Annotated in this window: 21 protein-coding genes and 1 riboswitch; of the genes, 16 read left to right on the top strand and 5 right to left on the bottom strand. The window is 74.0% G+C overall.

Annotated features, from left to right (window positions below):
- The first annotated feature begins 59 nt into the window (after positions 1–59).
- A complete protein-coding gene (locus ACIGW4_RS06225; RefSeq protein WP_359589508.1) occupies positions 60–1,058 on the top strand; it encodes an ABC transporter permease in 999 nt (332 codons plus the stop codon).
- A 151-nt stretch (positions 1,059–1,209) separates the two neighbouring features.
- On the opposite strand, the gene ACIGW4_RS06220 is transcribed toward ACIGW4_RS06225, so the two are convergent.
- Positions 1,210–1,488, bottom strand: coding sequence for a type II toxin-antitoxin system Phd/YefM family antitoxin (locus tag ACIGW4_RS06220; RefSeq protein ID WP_123458727.1), 279 nt, complete (start codon positions 1,486–1,488; stop codon positions 1,210–1,212).
- Between the two features lie 63 nt (positions 1,489–1,551).
- On the opposite strand from ACIGW4_RS06220, the gene ACIGW4_RS06215 reads away from it, so the two are divergent.
- The 3 genes from ACIGW4_RS06215 to ACIGW4_RS06205 all read left to right on the top strand — a co-directional run bounded on the left by ACIGW4_RS06215 (position 1,552) and on the right by ACIGW4_RS06205 (position 3,484).
- Positions 1,552–2,169 carry an ATP-dependent Clp protease proteolytic subunit gene (locus ACIGW4_RS06215; RefSeq protein ID WP_398711008.1) on the top strand — a complete coding sequence of 206 codons (618 nt, stop codon included), beginning with the start codon at positions 1,552–1,554 and terminating at the stop codon, positions 2,167–2,169.
- Positions 2,170–2,176: 7 nt separating this feature from the next.
- Entirely contained in the window at positions 2,177–2,482 is a 306-nt protein-coding gene (locus ACIGW4_RS06210; protein ID WP_093877274.1) for a hypothetical protein, read from the top strand.
- Between the two features lie 400 nt (positions 2,483–2,882).
- A riboswitch (cyclic di-AMP (ydaO/yuaA leader) is annotated at positions 2,883–3,004 on the top strand.
- 3 nt (positions 3,005–3,007) lie between these two features.
- The gene (locus ACIGW4_RS06205; protein WP_123458730.1) at positions 3,008–3,484 is read left to right on the top strand and encodes a C40 family peptidase; all 477 of its coding nucleotides are present in this window, start codon (positions 3,008–3,010) and stop codon (positions 3,482–3,484) included.
- A gap of 144 nt (positions 3,485–3,628) precedes the next feature.
- Here ACIGW4_RS06205 and ACIGW4_RS06200 read toward each other — a convergent pair whose 3' ends face one another.
- Both ACIGW4_RS06200 and ACIGW4_RS06195 read right to left on the bottom strand, forming a co-directional pair.
- On the bottom strand, positions 3,629–4,066 hold the full coding sequence (locus tag ACIGW4_RS06200; protein WP_123458731.1) for an ATP-binding protein: 438 nt from the start codon (positions 4,064–4,066) through the stop codon (positions 3,629–3,631).
- 170 nt (positions 4,067–4,236) lie between these two features.
- A complete protein-coding gene (locus ACIGW4_RS06195) occupies positions 4,237–5,439 on the bottom strand; it encodes an 8-amino-7-oxononanoate synthase (protein ID WP_398711009.1) in 1,203 nt (400 codons plus the stop codon).
- A gap of 143 nt (positions 5,440–5,582) precedes the next feature.
- Here ACIGW4_RS06195 and bioB point away from each other — a divergent pair, with 143 nt between their 5' ends.
- The 8 genes from bioB (at position 5,583) to ACIGW4_RS06155 (ending at position 13,162) form a co-directional block, all read left to right on the top strand.
- Positions 5,583–6,797 carry a biotin synthase BioB gene (gene bioB / locus ACIGW4_RS06190; RefSeq protein WP_399578791.1) on the top strand — a complete coding sequence of 405 codons (1,215 nt, stop codon included), beginning with the start codon at positions 5,583–5,585 and terminating at the stop codon, positions 6,795–6,797.
- Entirely contained in the window at positions 6,790–8,070 is a 1,281-nt protein-coding gene (locus tag ACIGW4_RS06185) for an adenosylmethionine--8-amino-7-oxononanoate transaminase (protein WP_398711010.1), read from the top strand. Before bioB ends, ACIGW4_RS06185 begins: the two co-directional genes overlap by 8 nt.
- A 192-nt stretch (positions 8,071–8,262) precedes the next feature.
- The gene (gene bioD / locus ACIGW4_RS06180; RefSeq protein ID WP_398711011.1) at positions 8,263–8,994 is read left to right on the top strand and encodes a dethiobiotin synthase; all 732 of its coding nucleotides are present in this window, start codon (positions 8,263–8,265) and stop codon (positions 8,992–8,994) included.
- Between the two features lie 69 nt (positions 8,995–9,063).
- Positions 9,064–9,408 (top strand): VOC family protein, encoded by a 345-nt coding sequence (locus ACIGW4_RS06175; protein WP_123458736.1) that lies wholly within the window; start codon positions 9,064–9,066, stop codon positions 9,406–9,408.
- Positions 9,409–9,419: 11 nt separating this feature from the next.
- Positions 9,420–10,094 carry a class I SAM-dependent methyltransferase gene (locus ACIGW4_RS06170; protein WP_398711012.1) on the top strand — a complete coding sequence of 225 codons (675 nt, stop codon included), beginning with the start codon at positions 9,420–9,422 and terminating at the stop codon, positions 10,092–10,094.
- A 65-nt stretch (positions 10,095–10,159) separates the two neighbouring features.
- Positions 10,160–10,618, top strand: coding sequence for a GNAT family N-acetyltransferase (locus tag ACIGW4_RS06165; protein ID WP_398711013.1), 459 nt, complete (start codon positions 10,160–10,162; stop codon positions 10,616–10,618).
- Between the two features lie 187 nt (positions 10,619–10,805).
- Positions 10,806–12,146, top strand: a complete 1,341-nt coding sequence (locus tag ACIGW4_RS06160) for a hemolysin family protein (RefSeq protein ID WP_123458739.1) — start codon at positions 10,806–10,808, stop codon at positions 12,144–12,146.
- Positions 12,143–13,162: a hemolysin family protein gene (locus ACIGW4_RS06155; protein ID WP_123458740.1), complete on the top strand. Its 1,020-nt coding sequence runs from the start codon at positions 12,143–12,145 to the stop codon at positions 13,160–13,162. The genes ACIGW4_RS06160 and ACIGW4_RS06155 overlap by 4 nt, the downstream gene beginning before the upstream one ends.
- Before the next feature lie 49 nt (positions 13,163–13,211).
- On the opposite strand, the gene ACIGW4_RS06150 is transcribed toward ACIGW4_RS06155, so the two are convergent.
- The gene (locus ACIGW4_RS06150; RefSeq protein WP_399578787.1) at positions 13,212–14,459 is read right to left on the bottom strand and encodes a maleylpyruvate isomerase N-terminal domain-containing protein; all 1,248 of its coding nucleotides are present in this window, start codon (positions 14,457–14,459) and stop codon (positions 13,212–13,214) included.
- 63 nt (positions 14,460–14,522) lie between these two features.
- Between ACIGW4_RS06150 and ACIGW4_RS06145 the strand changes: the two genes are divergently transcribed.
- The 4 genes from ACIGW4_RS06145 (at position 14,523) to ACIGW4_RS06130 (ending at position 18,652) form a co-directional block, all read left to right on the top strand.
- Positions 14,523–15,305: an SGNH/GDSL hydrolase family protein gene (locus ACIGW4_RS06145; protein ID WP_399578785.1), complete on the top strand. Its 783-nt coding sequence runs from the start codon at positions 14,523–14,525 to the stop codon at positions 15,303–15,305.
- Between the two features lie 98 nt (positions 15,306–15,403).
- Entirely contained in the window at positions 15,404–16,846 is a 1,443-nt protein-coding gene (gene purB, locus ACIGW4_RS06140; RefSeq protein ID WP_185094901.1) for an adenylosuccinate lyase, read from the top strand.
- 62 nt (positions 16,847–16,908) lie between these two features.
- Positions 16,909–17,400 (top strand): G/U mismatch-specific DNA glycosylase, encoded by a 492-nt coding sequence (gene mug, locus ACIGW4_RS06135; RefSeq protein ID WP_123458743.1) that lies wholly within the window; start codon positions 16,909–16,911, stop codon positions 17,398–17,400.
- 94 nt (positions 17,401–17,494) lie between these two features.
- Positions 17,495–18,652 carry an ROK family transcriptional regulator gene (locus ACIGW4_RS06130; protein ID WP_123458744.1) on the top strand — a complete coding sequence of 386 codons (1,158 nt, stop codon included), beginning with the start codon at positions 17,495–17,497 and terminating at the stop codon, positions 18,650–18,652.
- Between the two features lie 42 nt (positions 18,653–18,694).
- Here the strand turns inward: ACIGW4_RS06130 and ACIGW4_RS06125 are convergent, their stop codons facing one another.
- Positions 18,695–19,435, bottom strand: a complete 741-nt coding sequence (locus ACIGW4_RS06125) for a GntR family transcriptional regulator (RefSeq protein WP_123458745.1) — start codon at positions 19,433–19,435, stop codon at positions 18,695–18,697.
- Positions 19,436–19,671: the final 236 nt, after the last annotated feature.

Below are 19,671 nucleotides of genomic sequence, written 5' to 3'. Positions count from 1 at the left end.
GGCGGCGCACGCTGAGCCCACGTAAAACGAACGATCCTTCGCTTTGAATCGAGGCCGCCATGCCCGCCGCCACCACCCCACCGGCCGCCGGACGCAGAACCCTCGCCGTGCTCCTCCTGATACCGGTCGTCGCCGCCCTCGCCCTCTCGATCTTCGCCTGGCCCGCCGCGCGCCTCGCCCCCCGCGACCTGCCCGTCGGGGTGGCCGGGCCCGCCGCCGCGGCCGACGCGGTCGCGCGGGGACTCGAACGGCACGAGGGGGCCTTCGAGATCCACCGCTACGCGGACGCCGGCGCCGCCCGGGCCGCGATCGAGGACCGCGACGTGTACGGCGCGGTGGTCGTCACCCCGGGCGGTACGGAACTCCTCACCGCCTCGGCGGCGAGCCCCGTCGTGGCCGGGCTGCTGCGCGAGGCCGTGACCGCGCAGGCCCCGGCCGGGGCGCCGGTCCGGGTCACGGACGTGGTCGCCGCGCCGGCGGGCGACCCGCGCGGCGCCGTGCTCGGCGCGAGCCTGCTGCCCCTCGCCCTGGTCGGGGCGGCCACGGGCGCCGCCACCGTCCTGCTCGGGCTGCGCGGAGCCGGGGCGGTCGCGACCCTGGTGGGCGCGGCGGCGCTCGCCGGACTCGTGGGCGCGGCGCTCGCCGACAGCTGGCTCGGCGCGCTGACCGGCGACTGGTGGGCCGAGGCCGGGGTCCTCGGTCTGACCGTCCTGGCCATCGGCGCGGCCTTCGCGGGGCTCGCGACCCTGCTCGGCAAGCCCGGCTTCGGCCTCGGGGCCGCCCTGACGATCCTCTTCGGCAACGCCTTCTCGGGGATGTCGAGCGCGCCGGAGCTGCTGCCCACGGGAGTGGGCGCGCTCGGCCAGTGGCTGCCGCCGGGCGCCGGGGGCTCGGCCCTCCGCTCGGTGTCCGCCTTCGAGGGCGCGGCGGCGGGCCGCCCGCTGCTCGTCCTCTCCCTCTGGGCCGTGGCGGGGCTGGCCGCGACCGCGTTCGGCGCACGGCGCCGCCCGGCGGAGGCGGTTCCCGCGGCGGCGCAGGCTCCGGTGCCGGTGGGCTGAGACCCCCGACCGAAGACGGCCGCGTGCCCCCGCCGTAGCGGACGGGGGCACGCGGCTTTTCGCGCTGCCCGAGCGCATGGGCCGGGCGCCACAGTGCGCACGGGCCGACGCCGGGCCGCCGCGCGCGTCGTGCGGCCCCGTGCGTCCGCCGTCAGGAGGCGCCGGGGTCGCGGTGGTGGGCGGCGATGCCGAAGCGGCGCTGTTCGCCGGGAGCGGAGTCGACCGGGTGCAGCCCGGAGAGGGAGCTGACCACCTGCTCGTCGGCGGGCTTCTCCGCCGCTTCGAGTTCTTCCAGGTCAGCGGCGGAGACCAGGGCGACGAGCGGTTTCCCGTGGCGGGTGACGACGACGCGCTCCCCTCCGTAGACGACGCGGTTGATGAGGTCGGCCAGTTCAGCCCGCGCTTGCGTCACCGGGATCTCGTAGGTCATGCTCCCCATCTTACGGCCTGTACGTCCTGTACATTTTTTACAGACAGCTGGAGGTGCTCAGCCATGGACGCCCGTCATGTCCTGCCCGAGTTCACGGAGCGGACGAGCTTCGGAACCCGGACCCTCGACCCGTACTCGAAGCTCCTCGAAGCCCGGATCGTCTTCCTCGGCACGCCGATCGACGAGACCTCGGCCAACGACGTCATCGCCCAGTTCCTGCACCTCGACCACGCGGCCCCGGGGCAGGACATCGCGCTCTACATCAACTCCCCCGGCGGCTCGATCAGCTCCATGACCGCCATCCACGACACGATGCGGACGCTCTCCTGCGACGTGGAGACCACCTGCCTGGGCCAGGCCGTGTCCACCGCCGCCGTCCTGCTCGCCGCCGGCACCCCCGGCAAGCGGCACGTCCTCCCCGGCGCCCGGATCACCCTCCGGCAGCCGGCCATGGACGAGCCCCTCCAGGGGCAGCCGAGCGACCTCGACATCCACGCGCGCGAACTGCTCCGGCTGCGCGACCTGACGGCCGGGATGCTCGCCGAGTACACCGGGCGGAGCCGGGACCGGATCGACGCCGACCTCGACCGCCCCACCGTCCTGGACGCGCCCGCGGCCGTCGCGTACGGGCTGGTGGACCACGTGATCACGAGCCGGCGCGACACCGGCGCGACGCGGTGAGCCGGCCGTGGTTCCCGAGCTGCCGCCGCTGCCCGCACTGACGCGGGCCGAGGGCGAGTTGATCGACGCCTACCTCGAAGTCGTCGACCTCCTGGGGAAGATCAACCCATCCAGGGGTACGCATACCTATGGGGCACTGCGGGCGGCACAAGCGCTGGTGGGACGCGCGGAGGCGCTGCGCGAGGCCCTGACGGTCATGCATATGCGGGGCGAGAGCGAGGTGCACGCGGACACCCTGGCGCGCGCCCTGCGGGTGCTGGACGGCGAGCGCCGCGCCGACCGCGTCACCGTCCCCCGCGCACGGGCGAGTTGACATTCCGGCATGTCGTGTCGAGGTCCGTACGGCCGACAGGGGGCGCAGGATCGCTCGCTCGTTCGGCGTAGTCGACGAGTCGACATATGCGCGGGGTGAGTTGCGCAACGGGTGTACGCATCTGGCGGAATGGGACGTTCCATCGCTGGTGCGGGGCTCGTGGGCCAAACCTCCGGCGATCACGAAAGCACCCTGTCCACCCGAATGGATCAGTCGTGAGGAGCCTCACATATGGCCGTTTCGGCTCGGATTTCAGCCCGGGTGTAGGTCAAGATCCCTGTCGACGACAAGCCCCCGCCATCCGAGGCGGGGCGGTCCGGGCGGACGCCGAGTCCTGCCGCCGTCCCGGACGTCTGGTCGACAGGAGTGGATCGGCAGGAGTGGAGGACCCGAGCAGTACGGGACGTACGCGCTGTTTCCGCAGCGGGGCCGTCCCTTGGGGTGAAGCCGCAGCCGCGGCCGGGCATCTTCGCCAGCCCGAACCCGACAGGTCATCCTTCGCAGGCGGCTGACGAAGGGTTGCGCATGACTGCGCAGAAGCACGTCCCGTTCCTGCTGTCCCGGGCCGGAGCCGTCTCGGCTCTCACCCTCGCCGCCGTCGGCGGCACGATGCTCGCACCGGGTGCGGCACCAGAGGCCCAGGCGGCGACCAGCTACGCGAACAAGGCACTGAGCGTCGCCGCGTCCAAGAAGGGAGCCCCCTATCGGTACGGGAGCGCCGGACCCACCCGGTTCGACTGCTCCGGTCTGACGCTCTACGCGTACAAGAAGGCGGGCAAGTCGCTGCCTCGCACCGCGCAGCAGCAGTACAACAAGACCCGGCACGTCTCCGCGTCCAGCAGACAGAAGGGGGACCTGGTCTTCTTCCACTCCGGCGGGAGGGTCTACCACGTGGGCATCTACGCCGGCAGCGGCAGGATCTGGCACTCGCCCAAGACGGGATCCTGGGTGAAGCTCGACAAGATCTGGTCGTCGAAGGTCTACTACGGCCGCGTCCGATGACGCCCGCCGGGCACTGACCCGGTCCCGGGCCTCGGGGGCCCGTGACCCCGCCCCAGGGGTGCGGTGGCGCCGCCGCACCCCTGCGCCGGGGAAGAAACCCCGGTGCCTGTCCTCGGATCGGCCCGTGGCCGTACGAGGACGGTCTCAGACGTACGAAGCGGCCGTCCGGGTCCACGGGAGCGTGATCCAGACCGTCTTGCCGCCCTCCTCGGTCGGGGTGACCGAGAGCCGGCCGCCCGCCTCCGCCGCCAGGGAGCGGATGATGACCATGCCCCGGCCGTTGTCCTGCTGGACCGCCGCCGGAAGACGGCGCGGCCAGCGCGGGTGACTGTCGGTGACGCCGATGTGGAGGTGCTCCTCGCGCTCCAGGCGGACGTCGACCGTGAAGGTGGGCGACTGCCCGAAGGTGTGCAGGACGGCGTTGGTGGCCAGTTCCGAGACCATCAGGCGGATCGCGTCCGCCAGGTCGTCGGCACCGTCGAGGCCCCATCCGTCGAGGACCTCCGCCACGTACCGCCGGGCGGTGGGGACCGACGCGGGATCGCTCGGCAGCGTGACGGATGCTTCCTGGTGGTCTGCCATGGCGACGCTGTCCCTTTCCCGCCGGGGCTTCGGCCCCGGATCGCGCTACGCGTCAGAGTCCCACCGATCGTGCCGCCCCTGCAGGCGTTCCACCAAGATATGTCCCCATCTGTCGCCCGAAGCGGTGAACTCTGCTGCCGGGGAACGCCCTTGGAGCTCCCGACGGGTTGTCAGACCGACGGCGCGGTCCGCAGGATCGTCTCCACCGCGCGCCCGATCTCCGCGTCCGTCAGATCGGCCCTGGCCGTGAGGCGCAGCCGCGAGATGCCGTCGGGGACGGACGGGGGCCGGAAACAGCCGACGGCGAGGCCCTGTTCCCGGCAGTCCGCCGCCCAGCGCAGCGCCGCCTCCGGGGAGGGCGCGTGGACCGAGACGACGGCCGCGTCGGGCCGGGCGGAGGTGAGCCCGGCCTCCGTGAGCAGCCGGTGCAGCGTCCCGGCGACGGCACGGGCCCGCTCGGCGAGGCCCGGTTCGGCCGCGATCAGGCGCAGGCTCGCGAGCGCTCCGCCCGCGGCGGCCGGGGCGAGCCCGGTGTCGAAGATGAAGGTGCGGGCCGCGTTCACCAGGTGCTCGACCACCCGGGCCGGGCCGAGGACGGCGCCGCCCTGGCTGCCGAGGGACTTGGAGAGGGTGAGGGTGGCGACGACGTCCTCGTCGCCCGCGAGCCCGGCCTCGTGCAGGGCGCCCCGGCCGCCGTCGCCGAGGACTCCGAAGCCGTGGGCGTCGTCGACGACCAGTCCGGCGCCGTGCGCGCGGCAGGCCTCGGCGAGCCCGGCGAGCGGGGCCTTGTCGCCGTCGACGGAGAAGACGGAGTCGCTGACGACCAGGGCCCGGCGCCCCGGGTGCGCGTCCAGGGTCTTAACGACGGCCTCGGCGTCGGTGTGCGGGACGACGGCGGTCTCGGCGCGCGCGAGGCGGCAGCCGTCCACGATCGAGGCGTGGTTGGAGGCGTCGGAGACGATCAGGGAGCCCCGGCCGCCGAGCGCGGTGAGCGCGGCGAGGTTCGCGGTGTAGCCGGAGGAGAAGACGAGGGCCGCCTCGAAGCCGCAGAACTCGGCGAGTTCGCGCTCCAGGCGGGTGTGCAGCCGGGTGGTGCCGGTGACGAGCCGCGAGCCGGTGGAGCCGGCGCCCCAGCGCCTGGCCGCCTCGGCCGCCGCCTCCGTGACCTCGGCGCGGCGGGTGAGGCCGAGGTAGTCGTTGCTCGCCAGGTCCAGGAGGTCCGACTCGGCCGCCCGGGGCCGCAGCGTCCGGACGAGACCCGCCCCGGCCCGGCGGCGCGCCTCGGCGTCGGTCCAGTCGAAGGCGGTACGGCGCGGGCCCGCGGCCCGCGCGTCGTCGGCGCCCGCGGCGCGTGCGTCCTCGTCCCGTGGCATGCGGCGATCCTTTTGTAGGCAGCGCACAGACCCTAACCGCAGGACGCCGAGGTCGGGATGTGGCCATCCACACACCTCGATCGGGGGCGTTTGTTCGGTTCCTCCTTGGCCCGGGGGCGGGCGGTAGGCAAGGATCTGCGGTTATGGACCTGCTGAACACGCTGGTGGAGAAGGGGCTGCGGCGCGAGCTGCCGACCCGTGAAGAAGCGCTCGCCGTGCTGGCGACCTCCGACGACGAACTGCTCGAGGTGGTGGCGGCGGCCGGCAAGGTGCGCCGTCAGTGGTTCGGGCGCCGGGTGAAGCTGAACTACCTGGTCAACCTGAAGTCCGGTCTCTGTCCCGAGGACTGCTCGTACTGCTCGCAGCGGCTCGGCTCGAAGGCCGAGATCCTCAAGTACACCTGGCTGAAGCCGGACGAGGCCTCGCAGGCCGCGGCGGCGGGTGTCGCGGGCGGCGCCAAGCGGGTCTGCCTGGTGGCCAGCGGCCGCGGTCCGACGGACCGGGACGTGGAGCGCGTCGGCAAGACGATCGAGGCGATCAAGGAGCAGAACGAGGGCGTCGAGGTGTGCGCCTGCCTCGGTCTGCTCTCGGACGGCCAGGCGGAGCGGCTGCGGGAGGCCGGCGCCGACGCGTACAACCACAACCTGAACACGTCCGAGGCGACGTACGGGGACATCACCAAGACCCACACCTACGCGGACCGCGTGGACACCGTGCAGAAGGCGCACGCCGCCGGCCTGTCAGCCTGTTCGGGCCTGATCGCGGGCATGGGCGAGAGCGACGAGGACCTGGTCGACGTCGTCTACGCGCTGCGCGAGCTGGACTCGGACTCGGTGCCGGTCAACTTCCTGATCCCCTTCGAGGGCACGCCGCTCGCCAAGGAGTGGAACCTCACCCCGCAGCGCTGCCTGCGGATCCTCGCGATGGTCCGGTTCGTCTGCCCCGACGTCGAGGTGCGGATCGCCGGCGGCCGCGAGGTGCACCTGCGGTCGATGCAGCCGCTGGCGCTGCACATCGCGAACTCGATCTTCCTCGGCGACTACCTGACCAGCGAGGGCCAGGCCGGCCAGGCCGACCTGGACATGATCGCGGACGCGGGCTTCGAGGTGGAGGGCGCGGGCACGACCACCCTGCCGAAGCACCGCGCGGACGCGCTCGCGGCGGCGGGCGCGGCGGGCGGCTGCGGCTCGGAGGCCTCCGCGGAAGGCTCGGGCTGCGGCTCGCACGCGGAGGAGGGCGGCGGCTGCGGCCCGTGCGGCGGCCACGCGGCCCCCGTGCGCACCTCGGACGAGGCCCGCACCGACCTGGTGGCCGTGCGTCGCCGCGGCGCCGGAACGGACCTCGCGCCGAATGCGTAACGACGAACTCCTCGCCCTGGACCGGGCGCACGTCTGGCATCCGTACGGCCCCATGCCGGGCCGTACGGAGCCGCTGGTCGTCGCGTCCGCGTCCGGTGTGCGGCTCCGACTCGCCGAACCCGTGCACGGCCAGGCCGAGTTGATCGACGGCATGTCCTCGTGGTGGTCGGCGCTGCACGGCTACAACCACCCCGTGCTCAACGAGGCGGCGCACGACCAGCTGGGCCGGATGAGCCACGTCATGTTCGGCGGGCTCACCCACGAGCCGGCCGTCCGGCTCGCCACCCGCCTGGTCGAGATCACCCCGGAACCGCTCCAGCACGTCTTCCTCAGCGACTCCGGCTCGGTCTCCGTCGAGGTCGCGGCCAAGATGTGCCTGCAGTACTGGCGCTCGGTGGGCAGGCCTGGCAAGCAGCTCCTAATGACCTGGCGCGGCGGCTACCACGGCGACACCTGGCAGCCGATGTCCCTGTGCGACCCCGAGGGCGGGATGCACGAGCTGTGGTCGGGCGTGCTCCAGCGCCAGGTCTTCGTCGACGCGCCGCCGGTCACGTACGAGGAGTCGTACACCCGAATGCTGCGGGAGCAGATCGCTCTCCACGCGGACGAGGTCGCCGCGGTGATCGTGGAGCCGGTGGTGCAGAACGCGGGCGGGATGCGGTTCCACCCGCCCGAGTACCTGCGCGTCCTCCGCGAGGCGTGCGACGAGCACGGCGTGCTCCTGATCTTCGACGAGATCGCGACCGGTTTCGGCCGTACGGGCACGCTGTTCGGCGCCGACCAGGCCGGCGTCTCACCCGATGTGATGTGCGTGGGCAAGGCGCTGACGGGCGGTTACCTGTCGATGGCGGCCACGCTCTGCACGACGGAGATCGCCGAGGGCATCTCGCGCGGCGAGGTTCCCGTCCTGGCGCACGGGCCGACCTTCATGGGCAATCCGCTGGCCTCCGCGGTGGCCTGCGCCTCGATCGACCTGCTGATGTCCCAGGACTGGGCACTGGAGGTCAAGCGCATCGAGACGGGACTCCGCGAGGGGCTCGCCCCCGCCGCGGAACTCCCCGGTGTCCGCGAGGTGCGGGTGCTCGGCGCCATCGGCGTCGTCCAGCTCGACCACGACGTCGACATGGCCGCCGCCACGGAGGCCGCGGTCCGGTCGGGCGTCTGGCTGCGCCCCTTCCGCGACCTGATCTACACGATGCCGCCGTACGTGACGAGCGACGAGGACCTGGCCAGCATCTGCGCGGCGGTGAGGGCGGCGGCGCAGGCGGGCTGACGCCGTGGTGGCAGAGACGCCGCCCCCGTTGTGGGCAATCGTTCCGCTGGGGCAAGGGGTCCCCCCTGCTCGAGCGAAGCCGAGAGCTTGGGGGAGGGTGGGCACAACGGAACGGCGCGCTCAGCCGCGCCTAGGCTCCCGCGTCTGAACCCGCACCCCGTACAAGCCGCACCGAACAAGGAAGGACGCCCCATGGGCATCATCATCGTGACCGGCACCGGCACGGAGATCGGCAAGACCATCGTCACCGCGGCCGTGGCGGCCGTCGCCATGGCCGCGGGACGGTCGGTGGCGGTACTCAAGCCCGCCCAGACCGGCGTCGGCCCCGACGAGCAGGGCGACGCCGACGAGGTCGTGCGCCTCTCCGGCGCCACGACCTCCGCCGAACTCGCCCGTTTTCCGGAGCCCCTGGCCCCCGGAACGGCCGCCCGGCGGGCCGGGCTCACCCCGGTCGGGCCCCGGGAGGTCGCGGAGGCCGCCCGGAAGCTGGCCGCCGACCACGACCTGGTGCTCGTGGAGGGGGCGGGCGGACTGCTCGTCCGCTTCGACGAGGAGGGCAGCACGCTCGCCGACGCGGCCGCGTTGCTCGGCGCGCCGGTCCTGGTGGTGGTCCCGGCCGGTCTGGGGACGCTCAACCCGACGGCCCTGACGGCCGAGGCGCTGCGGGCGCGCGGGATCGAGCAGCTCGGCGTGGTCGTCGGCAGCTGGCCGGAGGCGCCGGACCTGGCGGCGCGCTGCAACCTCGCGGACCTGCCGGGCGAGGCGGACGCTCCGCTGCTCGGGGCCGTACCGGAGGGTGCGGGAGCGCTGGACCCGGCGGCGTTCCGGGCGGCGGCGGGCGGCTGGCTGGGTCCTGAGCTCGGCGGCACCTGGGACGCGGAGGCGTTCGCGGAGGAGCAGGCGCCCCCGGCGTTCGCACGCTGACGATCGTGCGGGGGCGCAGGACGGTGCGCGCGGGGGCGCGGGGCGCCCCCGTTTCCGTAGGCTGACCCCATGCGCGCACACGTTCAGGAGATCGTCTTCGACTGCGCCGCCCCGGCGGCGCTCGTCCGCTTCTGGGCCGGGCTCCTCGGCGGCGAGCCCGTCGACCGGAGCGCCGACTGGTCGTACGTGGATCCGCCGGAGTTCGTACGGATCGCCTTCCAGCGGGTGCCGGAGGGCAAGGCCGCGAAGAACCGGGTCCACCTCGACCTGGAGGTGGCCGATCCGGCGCGGGCGGCCGGGGAGGCGGTGCCGCTCGGGGCGGTCGCGGTCGGCGGGCTCGTCACCGACGCGCAGGGTTCCTTCCAGGTCATGCGGGACCCGGAGGGCAACGAGTTCTGCTTCGTGACGGGCTGAGGGCGGCCCCGATGGCCCCGAAGACCCCCGACCGCCGGACGGCCCCCCGGGCCCCTCGCGTCCACCACCCCCTCTTCGCCCGCTTCTACGCCCGGTTCAGCGAGTCGGCCGACACGCGGGGCGGGCTCGGCGCCCTGCGGACGGAGCTGCTCGCCGGGCTGTCCGGCCGGGTCGTCGAGATCGGGGCGGGGAACGGCCTGAACTTCACGCACTACCCGCCCGGGGTCACCGAGGTCGTCGCCGTCGAGCCGGAGCCGCATCTGCGCCGGCTCGCCGGGGAGGCCGCGCTCCGGGCGGCCGTCCCGGTGACGGTGCTGCCGGGCACGGCCGAGGCGCTGCCGGGGCCGGACGGCGCCTTCGACGCGGCGGTGGCCTCCCTGGTGCTGTGCACCGTACGGGACGTGCCGGGGGTCCTCGCCGAGCTGCGGCGGGTCCTGCGTCCCGGCGGCGAGCTGCGGTTCTTCGAGCACGGGGCGGCGGACACGCCGGGGCTGGCGCGGGTGCAGCGGGGCCTCGACCGGACGGTCTGGCCGCTGCTCTTCGGCGGCTGCCACACCTCCCGTGCCCCGCTCGCGGCGATCGAGGCGGCCGGTTTCGACCTCGTCTCGTACCGCTCCTTCGACGTGCCGGAGCAGGGCCCGCGGCTGCCGTCCTCCCCCTGCGTGCTGGGCACGGCCCGACGCTGACGCCGGGGGCGGTGCCGGGCGGTAATGCCTGGCGGCGCCCCCGCCCCGCGTGATGGGATCCGGCCATGATCGATCTGCAGATACGTCCGGCCGCTCCCGACGACGTCGAGGCAGTCCTGGCCTTCTGGAAGGAGTCGGCGGAGGGCACGTCCGTGTCGGACGACGTGGACGGGGTGACCCGGCTGGTGGAGCGCGACCCCGACGCGCTGATCCTCGCCCTCGCCGACGGGGTGGTCGTCGGCTCCGTGATCGCCGGCTGGGACGGCTGGCGGGCCTCCCTCTACCGGCTCGCCGTCCTGCCCCCGTACCGCCGCCGCGGCATCTCCACCGCGCTTCTGCGCGCGGCCGAGGAGAGGTTCCGCGCGCTCGGCGGACGGCGTGCGGACGCCATGGTCCTGGAGGCGAACGAGACGGGCCGGGCGCTGTGGACGGCCGCCGGGTACCACCGCGAGGAGCGCTGGCGTCGCTGGGTGAAGCCGCTCGCGGCCCCGGCCGCGGGTGAGCACCGGGTGATCACCGGGTAGGCGTCGAAGGGGCGCCGGGGCGACCGCCGCCCCGTTTTGCCGATCCTTTACCATGGTGTCCTTCCGACCCGCCGACCGAAAGGTGTGAGCGTCCGCCCATGGGCGAGCCTCCCAGTAGCACTGGTTCCGACCGCCGACATCGAGCGATCCCTCTCCCCCTGACTGATCATGGGACGGAGGTGAACCGATGACCGAAGTGCTCCTGCTCGTGGTGGCGCTCCTGCTCGCGCTCGCGTGCGGGGCGTTCGTCGCGGCCGAGTTCTCGCTGACCACGGTCGAGCGCGGCGAGCTCGAAGCCGCCGTGGAGCGCGGCGAGCGGGGGGCGCTGGGCGCCCTCAAGGCCGTCCGCTCCCTCACCTTCCAGCTCTCCGGCGCGCAGTTGGGCATCACCGTGACCAACCTGGTCGTCGGCATGCTCTCCGAGCCCTCGATCGCCAAACTGATCAGCGGCCCCCTGGAGTCGATCGGACTCTCGTCCGCGACGGCCTCCTCGGTCGCCCTGGTCCTCGGCACCGCCCTGTCGACCGTCGTCCTGATGGTCGTCGGCGAGCTGGTCCCCAAGAACTGGGCGATCTCCTCGCCGCTCGCCGTCGCGAAGGTGGTGGGCACCCCGCAGCGGGTGTTCACGGCCGCCTTCAAGCCGTTCATCAGCCATCTCAACAACACCGCGAACCGGATCCTGCGCCGCCTCGGCCTGGAGCCGACCGAGGAGCTGGCCTCCGCGCGCTCCCCGCAGGAGCTGGTGGCGCTCGCCCGGCACTCCGCGAAGGAGGGCGCCCTGGAGGCGGACACGGCCGAGCTGTTCGTCCGCACCCTCAACCTGGCGGAGCTGACCGCCGAGAACGTGATGACGCCCCGCGTGCAGGTCACCGCCCTGGAGGTGCAGGCCACCGCCGAGGACGTCGCCAACGCGACCCGCGCGACCGGCCTGTCCCGCTTCCCCGTCTACCGGGGCAGCCTCGACGCGGTCGTCGGCATCGCCCACATCAAGGACGTGCTCGCCATACCGGCCGCGGAACGGCCCCGCCGCCGGATCGGCGACATGCTGCGCGAACCGCTGCTCGTCCCCGAGACGCTCACCGTGGACCGGCTCCTCGACCGCCTGTCGGGCCGGCAGACGATGGCCGTCGTCATCGACGAGTACGGCGGCACGGCCGGGGTCGTCACCCTGGAGGACATCGTCGAGGAGGTCGTCGGCGAGGTGCGCGACGAGCACGACCCGCACGAGACGCCGGACCTGGTCCGGGCGGGCGAGGACGCGGACGGACGCGAGCTGTGGTCCGCCGACGGCGCCGCCCGTACGGACCAGCTGGCCGCGATCGGCCTGCGCGTGCCGGACGGCCCGTACGAGACGCTCGCGGGCGTCCTCGCGACGGAGCTGGGCCGCATCCCCGCCTCCGGCGACACCGTGGAGCTGGCCGGCTGGCGCCTCGACGTCGTCGACGCCTCGGGCCGGCGCGCCGCGCGCGTGCTGCTGCACGCCCCCGCGCACGACACCGACGACGAGTCCGGGGAGGCCGGCCGATGATCGCGATCCAGCTGCTGATCGGTCTGCTCACGCTGGTCGTCAACGCCTTCTTCGTCGGCGCCGAGTTCGCCCTGATCTCGGTCCGCCGCAGCCAGATCGAGCCCCTGGCCGACTCCGGGAACCGGCGGGCGCGCAGCGTCATCTGGGGCCTGGAGCACGTCTCCGCGATGCTCGCGGCGGCGCAGCTCGGCATCACCCTGTGCACCCTAGTCCTCGGCATCGTCGCCGAGCCGGCCATCGAGCACCTGCTCGAACCGGCCTTCGACGCGGTCGGCGTGCCGCACGGCGTGGCCGCCACGATCTCGTTCGCGATCGCGCTGGCCCTGGCGACGTACCTGCACATGCTGCTGGGCGAGATGGTGCCGAAGAACATCGCGCTCGCCGAGCCGACGCGCTCGGCGCTGCTCCTCGGGCCGCCCCTGGTGACGCTCGCGCGGGCGCTGCGGCCGGTGATCTTCGCGATCAACGCCTTCGCCAACGCGCTGCTGAAGCTGCTGCGGGTGGATGCCAAGGACGAGGTCTCCGCGACCTTCTCGGACGACGAGCTGGCCCGGATGGTCACCGACGCGGGCGACGCGGGCCTCCTGGACGACCGGGCCGCGGAGCGGCTGCACGACGCCCTGGAGCTGGGCCGGCGCCCCGTGCGGGACGTCGTCATGCCGGTGGAGAAGGTGGTGTACGCGCAGGTCGGCACCACTCCGGAGGAGCTGGAGGCGCTGGCGGCGCGGACCGGGTACTCCCGCTTCCCTGTCGTCGACTCCGAGCGCCGCATCCTGGGCTATCTGCACGTCAAGGACGCCCTGGACGTCACCCCGCGCGACCTTCCGTTCCCGGTGACGGCGCTGCGGCCGATCGCCCGCGTCCGGGCGGAGACGCCGCTGGACGACGTCCTCACCGCGATGCGCCGCAGCCGGACGCACCTGGCGGCCGTGCTCGACGAGGACGGCAAGCCGGCCGGTCTGGTGACGATGGAGGACGTGCTGCGCGAGCTGGTGGGACGCCCGGCGGCGCCGTGACGTCCTGAAGCGGAGGGCCCCGGGAGCGATCCCGGGGCCCTTCGGCGTGTCAGAGCGCGGTGGCGGCGAGCCAGTCGTCGAGCAGCTCCCGGTCGCCGGTGTGCGTGAAGCGCGGGTCGTCGGCGGCGTACCGGCGGTGCAGCAGGAGCAGCAGCTCCCCGGTGTCCGCCTCGACGGAGGCGGTCGGCCCCACGGCCCCGCTCCCCCGGCCCTCCCGGGTCCAGGTGAAGCCGCCCCCGCCGAGGACGAGGGTCCGGACGGTGCCGGTGTCGCGGGCGGCGAGGCGGAGGACGGCACCGTCGCGGCCGAGGTGGGCGAGGGGTTCGGCGATCCAGGGGATGTACGGCGCGTCCGTGAGGAAGTGGTCGATCGCGTCGGCGGCCGTGCGGGGGTCGATCGCCCCGGCGGCGCCGCCGAGGGCGAGCTCGGCGTCGGCGAGGTGGACGACCGCCTCGGAGAGCAGCCGGCGCGGGTAGTACCGGGCGTGCGGGTCCGCCCCCGGCGACCAGACCGGGAGGTCCGGGGCGGTGGCGCGGAGGGTCGTGAGCACGGTGGCGGCGCCCTCGGTCAGCCAGTCGGCGTACGCGGCAGGGTGCGACGGCGGGTCGAGCGGGAGGTCCTTCAGGTGGACGCGGACGGTGGCCCGGGTGCGCACCAGGTGATCGGCCCAGCGGTGGACCGCGCCGAGGTGCCGGGTCAGGTCCGCGAGGGTCCAGCCGGGGCACGTGGGCACCGGGGTGGCGGGGTCGGCCTCCCGCACGAGGGCGGCGAAGCGCAGCACGCGTTCGGCGACGGCGTCGCAGACGTCTGCCGGGTCGTCGGCCGGCGAGGCGGCGGCCGGGGTCGCGGGCGAGGGCGACGAGGAAATGCCGACGGCCGCGTGCGGGGCCCGCGGGACGGTCGGGGACGGCGAGACGGTCGGGGACGGGACACGCCGGGCGACCAGGGGCGGCGCGGTCGTCACGGTCGCGGTCGACGCGGCCCCCGTCGGCACGGCTCCCGTCGGCACGGTCGCGGCCGGTGGGGCCTGGCGGAGGCCCTCGGCGAGGCCGAGCCGCTCCGGAAGACGGAGCAGCGCCTCGCGGCGCGGCCCTGCCGGGCGCCGCAGCGCGGTCGCGCGGAACAGCCCGTCGAGGGCGCGGCGGTCGGCGGGGCCGAGGCCGTCCAGGGCGGCCGCGGTGCCCTCCAGCCACCGCACGGCCGTGCCGGGATCGAGGACCTCGTCGTCGGAGGTCCCGACCGCCGTCACCAGCTCGGCCAGGGACTCGGCCAGGGCGCTCAGCAGCGCGTCGCTCATCGGATTTCCCTCCCGGGTTCTCCACGGCACCCCGCGCATACCGCACGGTATGATCGCTCCGCCATGGAGATCAATGCCACGTACAACAGTCTCGTCGCCGTCGGGGACAGCTTCACCGAGGGTATGTCGGACCTGAACCCCGACGGCTCCTACCGGGGCTGGGCGGACGTCCTCGCGGGCCGTCTCGCCGGCCGCTCCCCCGGCTTCCGCTACGCGAACCTCGCCGTGCGCGGCAAGCTCATCGGCCAGATCGTCGACGAGCAAGTCGGCCTGGCCGCAAGCATGAAGGCCGATGTGGTGACCCTGGTCGGCGGGCTCAACGACACCCTGCGCCCCAAGGTCGACATGGTGCGGGTGCGGGACCTGCTCACCGAGGCAGTGGAACGCCTCACACCCTCCTGCGGGCAGCTGGTCCTCATGCGCAGCCCCGGCCGCAACGGCCCGGTCATGGAGCGCTTCCGCCCCCGGATGGAGGAGCTGTTCACCCACATCGACGCGCTCGCCGCGAAGCACGGCGCCCTGGTCGTCGACCTGTACGGGGCCGCTGCGCTCGGCGACCCCCGGCTGTGGGACGTGGACCGGCTGCACCTGACGGCCGACGGGCACCGGCGGGTGGCCGAGGCCGTGTGGCAGACGCTCGGCCTGGCGCCCGAGGAGGACTGGCGGACGCCGCTGCCCCCGGCCGTGCGGCCCGGCTGGGCGAGCCGCCGGATCGCCGACGCCCGCTTCGCCAGGGAGCACCTCGGCCCCTGGATCGGACGGCGCCTGACCGGCCGCTCCTCGGGGGACGGCCGTCCGCCCAAGCGCCCCGAGCTGCTGCCGTACGACCCCCCGGCCGGCGCGTAGCGGGGACGCCCACGCGGGCGCGTGACCTGGGTCTCGTAGCAAGCTCCACACCGGACCGTGGCGCTGGCCTGCAGAAACCACCAGTAAACTCTGTCCACGTGACTGCTGTGACTGCGAAGCCCCGCATCCCCAACGTTCTGGCCGGCCGCTACGCCTCCGCGGAGCTCGCCGTCCTCTGGTCCCCCGAGCAGAAGGTGAAGCTGGAGCGTCAGCTGTGGCTCGCCGTGCTGCGTGCGCAGAAGGACCTCGGGATCGAGGTTCCGGACGCCGCCCTCGCCGACTACGAGCGCGTCCTCGACCAGGTCGACCTCGGCTCCATCGCCGAGCGCGAGAAGGTCACCCGGCACGACGTGAAGGCCCGGATCGAGGAGTTCAACGCCCTCGCCGGCCACGAGCACGTCCACAAGGGCATGACCTCGCGCGACCTCACCGAGAACGTCGAGCAGCTGCAGATCCGGCTCTCCCTGGAGCTGATGCGGGACCGCACGGTCGCCGTCCTCGCCCGGCTCGGCAAGCTCTCCGCCGAGTACGCGGAGCTGGTCATGGCCGGTCGCTCGCACAACGTCGCCGCCCAGGCGACCACCCTCGGCAAGCGTTTCGCGACGGCGGCGGACGAGCTGCTCGTGGCGTACTCCCGCCTGGAGGAGCTGCTCGGCCGCTACCCGCTGCGCGGCATCAAGGGCCCGGTCGGCACCGCGCAGGACATGCTGGACCTGCTCGGCGGCGACGCCGGCAAGCTGGCGGAGCTGGAGCAGCGGATCGCCGGTCACCTCGGCTTCGCGCACGCCTTCACCTCGGTCGGCCAGGTCTACCCGCGCTCGCTCGACTACGACGTGGTCACCTCGCTGGTGCAGCTGGCCGCCGCCCCGTCCTCGATCGCCAAGACGATCCGTCTGATGGCGGGCCACGAGCTGGTCACCGAGGGCTTCAAGCCCGGCCAGGTCGGCTCCTCGGCGATGCCGCACAAGATGAACACCCGCTCCTGCGAGCGCGTCAACGGCCTCATGGTCATCCTGCGCGGCTACGCCTCGATGACCGGTGAGCTGGCGGGCGACCAGTGGAACGAGGGCGACGTGTCCTGCTCCGTGGTCCGCCGCGTCGCCCTGCCGGACGCCTTCTTCGCGCTCGACGGCCTGCTGGAGACCTTCCTCACCGTGCTCGACGAGTTCGGCGCCTTCCCGGCCGTCGTCGCCCGCGAGCTCGACCGCTACCTGCCCTTCCTGGCGACCACCAAGGTCCTCATGGGCGCCGTCCGCGCCGGTGTCGGCCGCGAGGTCGCCCACGAGGCCATCAAGGAGAACGCCGTCGCCTCCGCCCTCGCCATGCGCGAGCAGGGCGCCGAGCGCAACGAGCTCCTCGACAAGCTGGCCGCCGACGAGCGGATCCCGCTGGACCGGGCGCAGCTCGACGAGCTGATGGCGGACAAGCTGTCCTTCACGGGCGCCGCCGCCGACCAGGTCGCCTCCGTGGTCTCCCGCATCGAGGAGATCCTGAAGCAGCACCCGGAGGCCGCCGCCTACACCCCCGGGGCGATCCTCTGACCCGGGCCCCCCGGTTCACCCAGCAGGAGCTGGAGGCCGCTCGCGACCGCGTCGTTCCCGACGTGGTCGCGAGCGGCCTTTCCGTGCTCTTCTGCGGGATCAATCCGGGGCTGATGACGGCGGCGACGGGCCATCACTTCGCCCGCCCGGGCAACCGGTTCTGGCCGGTGCTGCACCTGTCCGGGTTCACGCCGAGGCGGCTGCGGCCGGACGAGCAGGAGGAACTCCTGACGTACGGGCTCGGCATCACGAACGTGGTGGCGCGGCCGACCGCGCGGGCCGACGAGCTGAGCCCCGAGGAGTACCGCGAGGGCGGACGGCTGCTCGTGGAGAAGGTGGAGCGGCTCGCACCGCGCTGGCTCGCGGTCGTCGGCGTCACCGCGTACCGCACGGCCTTCGGCGAGCCGAAGGCCGTGATCGGGCCGCAGGACCGCACGATCGGCTCCACCCGGATCTGGGCCCTGCCCAACCCGAGCGGCCTCAACGCCCACTGGACGACGGCGACGATGGCCGAGGAGTTCGCCCGGCTGCGGAAGGCGGCGGAGGCCTCCTGACGGGGGGTCCTCAGCCGCCGGGGGCGGCACTCGCCGGGCTCGGGCGCATTGAGTACCATCCGCCGGAGAGGCGCACGAGCTGGGAGGACACACTGTGGGGCGGCTGACCGGCGGGGATCCGTCTCTGCTGCGGCGGATCAACTCCGCGGTGGTACTCCATGCGCTGCGCGGCGCCGACGCGCCCACGCTCACCGATCTGACCCGCATCACGGGCCTGTCGCGGCCCACGGTCGAGGGGGTCGTCGAGGGCCTCATGGAGGGCGGTCTCGTCGTCGAGTCGGCGCCCGAGGAGGGCGAGGCCCGGCGACAGGGACGCCCGGCGCGGAGGTTCCGCTTCCGCGCGGAGGCCGGTCATCTGCTCGGCATCGAGATCGGCCCGCACCGCGTGGCCGCCCTGCTCTCCGGTCTGGACGGGCGCATCATCGGCGCAGGGTCCCGCGAGGTGTCGGAGACGGCGTCCGCGGACGAGCGCCTGGACCGGGTGCGTACGGTCGTGGCCGATGTGCTGCGCAGGGCCGGGGTCGCCCGGTCCAACCTGCGGGCCGTCGGCGTCGGCACGCCCGGCATCGTGGAGGCCGACGGCACCGTGCGCCTCGGCACGGCGCTGCCCGGCTGGACGGGGCTCGCGCTCGGCGAGCGGCTGCGGCGTTCCTTCCGCTGCCCGGTGATCGTGGAGAACGACGCCAACGCGGCGGCCGTCGCCGAGCACTGGAAGGGCGCCGCGACCGACTCCGACGACATCGTCTTCGTCCTCGCCGGCCTCAGCCCCGGCGCCGGCTCGCTGATCGGCGGCCGGCTGCACCGGGGCTTCGGCGGGGCGGCCGGGGAGATCGGCGCCCTGCACCTGCTCGGCCGGGACGTGACCCCGGAGCACCTCCTGTCGACCACGGACGAGCCGCTGCACCCGCTGGACGAGCAGGCGGTCGCCGAGGTCTTCGCGCTGGCCCGCCGGGGCGACGCGCGCGCGGAGGCGGCGGTGGACCGCTTCATCCAGCGGCTCGTGCACGACGTGGCGGCCCTGGTCCTCGCCATCGATCCCGAGCTGGTGGTCGTCGGCGGCTGGGCGGCCGGTCTCGACGGGGTGCTCCAGCCGCTCCGCGAGGAGCTGGCGCGGTTCTGCCTGCGGCCGCCCCGGGTGGTGCTGTCCCTGCTCGGCGAGGCCGCCGTGGGCACGGGCGCCCTGCGGCTCGCCCTCGACCGCGTCGAGGAGCAGCTCTTCGCCGTCGAGGGGACGGTGACGGCCCGCCGCTAGGGGTCTCCTGGCGACGGGCCGGTTGTCCGGAGGTGCGGGGGCCTACGAGGCCATGACCAGGTCGGCCGAGTCGCCGAAGGTGAGGCGGCAGGTGTCGGCGCGGTAGGTGGCCACCGAGACGGCGGCCGGACGCCCGGCGGAGAGGTAGCGGGTCGTCACGACGAGGACGGGCGCGCCCGGCAGCCGGTCGAGCTCCTTGGCGTCGTCGGCGCGGGCGGAGCCGAGCTCCACGGCGCGGTCCTGGCCGTCGAGGGCGAGGTGCTGGAGTTCGCGGAGCACGGCGCGGGCGCGGGCGGGGCCCGCGGGCGCGTCGATGGCGCTGAGGCCCGGGACGGAGCCGGCCGGCACGTAGAGCAGCTCGGCCGCGACCGGCTGGCCCTGGCTGATGCGGAGGCGGCGGACGATGTGCACCTGCTCGTCGGCGGCGGTCTCCAGGACGCGCGCGACGGCGGCCGGGGCCACGTCGGTGGCGGAGTCCTGGGGCTGCCAGACGTCGTCGCCGACGCCGGGCCAGGTGTGCTGGGTGGTGGAGACGTCGACGCCGACGCGCGGAGGGGCGACGGTGGTGCCGACGCCGCGGCGGCGCTGCAGGCGGCCTTCCAGCTCCAGCTGCTCCAGGGCCTGGCGGAGCGTGGCGCGGGCGACGCCGAAGCGCGCCGCGAGTTCGCGCTCGTTGGGCAGGATCTCGCCGACGGCGAAGTCCGAGTCGAGCGCTTCGCCGATGACTGTCTTGAGGTGCTGGTACTTCGGCTCCGGTACCGATGTCAGCTGCGTGGTCCCCACCCTGATCCTCCGCAATTCGCCGTGTCCCGCGGCGTTTCCGCGCCCTTGTTTATTAAAGGTTCCTGCACTAACTCTGCGACCATAAGGCGAGCCACCCCCTTGGTCAAGACCAATCCTCTGTCGAACGTCCCTGAATGTGACCCTCTGACCTGGATCGTTCACAGGACGTTCGCGCCCTTGTGAACCCCGCGCAGCAAAAGGCCCCGCCTCCCGGGAGGGGAGGCGGGGCGGTTTCC

The sequence above is a fragment of the Streptomyces sp. NPDC053513 genome (genome assembly GCF_044544765.1).
GTDB lineage: Bacteria > Actinomycetota > Actinomycetes > Streptomycetales > Streptomycetaceae > Streptomyces > Streptomyces litmocidini.
Note: the sequence above shows the minus strand (reverse complement) of the source record. Positions and strands in the feature narration are given on the sequence as shown.

What these genes read in the sequence shown, in the direction of transcription:
- ACIGW4_RS06225 (WP_359589508.1), top strand. Translation starts at nt 60, where the DNA reads ATGCCCGCCGCCACCACCCCACCGGCCGCCGGACGCAGAACCCTCGCC.
- ACIGW4_RS06220 (WP_123458727.1), bottom strand. Translation starts at nt 1,488, where the DNA reads ATGACCTACGAGATCCCGGTGACGCAAGCGCGGGCTGAACTGGCCGAC.
- ACIGW4_RS06215 (WP_398711008.1), top strand. Translation starts at nt 1,552, where the DNA reads ATGGACGCCCGTCATGTCCTGCCCGAGTTCACGGAGCGGACGAGCTTC.
- ACIGW4_RS06205 (WP_123458730.1), top strand. Translation starts at nt 3,008, where the DNA reads ATGACTGCGCAGAAGCACGTCCCGTTCCTGCTGTCCCGGGCCGGAGCC.
- ACIGW4_RS06200 (WP_123458731.1), bottom strand. Translation starts at nt 4,066, where the DNA reads ATGGCAGACCACCAGGAAGCATCCGTCACGCTGCCGAGCGATCCCGCG.
- ACIGW4_RS06195 (WP_398711009.1), bottom strand. Translation starts at nt 5,439, where the DNA reads ATGCCACGGGACGAGGACGCACGCGCCGCGGGCGCCGACGACGCGCGG.
- bioB (WP_399578791.1), top strand. Translation starts at nt 5,583, where the DNA reads ATGGACCTGCTGAACACGCTGGTGGAGAAGGGGCTGCGGCGCGAGCTG.
- ACIGW4_RS06185 (WP_398711010.1), top strand. Translation starts at nt 6,790, where the DNA reads ATGCGTAACGACGAACTCCTCGCCCTGGACCGGGCGCACGTCTGGCAT.
- bioD (WP_398711011.1), top strand. Translation starts at nt 8,263, where the DNA reads ATGGGCATCATCATCGTGACCGGCACCGGCACGGAGATCGGCAAGACC.
- ACIGW4_RS06175 (WP_123458736.1), top strand. Translation starts at nt 9,064, where the DNA reads ATGCGCGCACACGTTCAGGAGATCGTCTTCGACTGCGCCGCCCCGGCG.
- ACIGW4_RS06170 (WP_398711012.1), top strand. Translation starts at nt 9,420, where the DNA reads ATGGCCCCGAAGACCCCCGACCGCCGGACGGCCCCCCGGGCCCCTCGC.
- ACIGW4_RS06165 (WP_398711013.1), top strand. Translation starts at nt 10,160, where the DNA reads ATGATCGATCTGCAGATACGTCCGGCCGCTCCCGACGACGTCGAGGCA.
- ACIGW4_RS06160 (WP_123458739.1), top strand. Translation starts at nt 10,806, where the DNA reads ATGACCGAAGTGCTCCTGCTCGTGGTGGCGCTCCTGCTCGCGCTCGCG.
- ACIGW4_RS06155 (WP_123458740.1), top strand. Translation starts at nt 12,143, where the DNA reads ATGATCGCGATCCAGCTGCTGATCGGTCTGCTCACGCTGGTCGTCAAC.
- ACIGW4_RS06150 (WP_399578787.1), bottom strand. Translation starts at nt 14,459, where the DNA reads ATGAGCGACGCGCTGCTGAGCGCCCTGGCCGAGTCCCTGGCCGAGCTG.
- ACIGW4_RS06145 (WP_399578785.1), top strand. Translation starts at nt 14,523, where the DNA reads ATGGAGATCAATGCCACGTACAACAGTCTCGTCGCCGTCGGGGACAGC.